At 38.2% G+C, this 1,929-nt stretch carries 2 pseudogenes; both read left to right on the forward strand.

Annotated features, from left to right (window positions below):
• Positions 1-363: 363 nt before the first annotated feature.
• A pseudogene (gene iscB / locus F6K53_RS38845) lies at positions 364-1,341 on the forward strand (RNA-guided endonuclease IscB); the annotation flags it as partial.
• A 108-nt stretch (positions 1,342-1,449) separates the two neighbouring features.
• Positions 1,450-1,929, forward strand: a pseudogene (locus F6K53_RS38850) (IS4 family transposase); the annotation flags it as partial.

The raw sequence follows: 1,929 nt of genomic DNA on the forward strand, positions 1-1,929 counted from the left end.
TCTGATGTTTGTCAATCTGTTAGTCAATTTGGGAAAAGCACTAATCACCAAGACCAAAGTCAAAGCACTAAGGACTAAAGACTAAAGACTAAGGATTAATTAATATGGACATTTACTCCTAGTCTAAGCCTTGGTAATTCCCGGTAATTTCTGGAATTGCCAACTAGGATGCAGATTGAGGATTTACTTCCTACGTTGTTTTGATCATGATACCCGGGGGTGACCTCCAGCTCGCGGCTCTATCGCTAGCTATTAAGACGAAGGCAAACGTGTAGTTAGCTCAACAAGTCATTACAACATTATCGTTCGCGCAAGCGTGTGCGAAGCACTCGGAACACATCACCGATTTTGAGGCATTTAACGATGCAAAATTATGTATTTGTAATAGACACAAACAAGCAACCACTAAACCCGATATCCCCAAAGAAAGCTCGCCGATTATTAGATAAAGGCAAGGCGGCTGTTTTTAGAATGTACCCTTTTACCATTATTTTAAAAACTGCAATCAATAATCCAACCATCTCACCGTGTCAAATTAAAATTGACCCTGGTAGTAAGGTAACTGGATTCGCTTTAGTGCAAAACAATCAGATCGTCTGGGGAATGGAATTAGAGCACAGAGGAGGATTAATCAAGAAAAAACTAGAGTCTAGAAAAGCTGTAAGACGCGGAAGGCGTAATCGCAACACCCGCTACAGAAAACCCAGATTCCTTAACCGTAGACGTCCACCTGGCTGGCTTACTCCTAGCTTAGATCACAGGATTTTAACTATTCAGACCTGGGTAAAACGATTAATAAAGTTTTGCCCGGTCAATGAAATTTGGGTCGAAAGAGTTAAGTTTGATACCCAAAAAATGCAGAACCCTGAAATCAATGGTGTTGAGTATCAGCAAGGTGAACTAGCTGGATATGAGGTTCGAGAGTACTTGCTAGAGAAATGGGGAAGGGAATGCACTTACTGTGGCCAGCAAAATGTCCCCTTACAGATAGAGCATATTTCACCAAAGTCATTTGGTGGGAGTAATCGAGTTAGCAACCTTTGTCTAGCTTGTGAAAAATGTAATCAACGAAAAGGGAATAAGCCCATAGAGGAATTTCTAAAAAAGAAACGGAGTTTACTTCAAAAGATCACATCTAAGGCCAAACAGCCATTAAAAGATGCAGCAGCAGTAAATACGACTCGCAACAAATTAGTCAAAGTACTCCAAAAAATCAAGCCTGTAGTCACTGGGACGGGTGCGCAAACTAAATACAACCGGACTAAGCTGGGATTTCCTAAGGAGCATTGGATTGATGCAGCTTGTGTCGGAGATATTGAAGCTTTGCAGTTAAAGACAAATCCTGACGGGGTGACGAAACAGGCTCAAATGCTTGCTATGTAAAGGTTGTACAATTTTATGGTAAAAAAAGGTAGGTCTTCTATTTGCAACAAAACCTACCTGTTGACAATGTTATCCACATTATACCAAAACCACCTAAAAAGTAAATTTACTCTAGCCGAATATATTTTTTTAAAAATTTTCGTCAATCTCTTACATTCAATTAAAAAAGTTAGTTTGGAAAAGTTAGCCAATGCTCTCCCTTTACCCATTAAATTTGAAAGTAGAAGAAAAAGAATCCAAAGATTTCTCTCTTTACCCAACTTGACAATTGAAGAAGTTTGGTTTCCAATAGTTGAAGAATTATTAAAAACATACTTCAACTCGGAAACGTTAATTTATCTAGCAATTGACAGAACGAATTGGGGTCACATTAATTTAATCATGGTTAGCTTAATTTGGGATAAAAGAGGGTTTCCAATCTATTTTACTTTGTTGCCAAAGTTAGGGAGTAGTAATTTAACAGAACAAAAAAGTGTATTATCAAAGGTTATCCCAATTTTTAAAAACTATAAAATCTGCCTATTAGGAGACCGAGAATTTTGCTCA

The sequence above is a fragment of the Moorena sp. SIO4A1 genome, from assembly GCF_010672065.1.
Taxonomy (GTDB): Bacteria; Cyanobacteriota; Cyanobacteriia; order Cyanobacteriales; family Coleofasciculaceae; genus Moorena.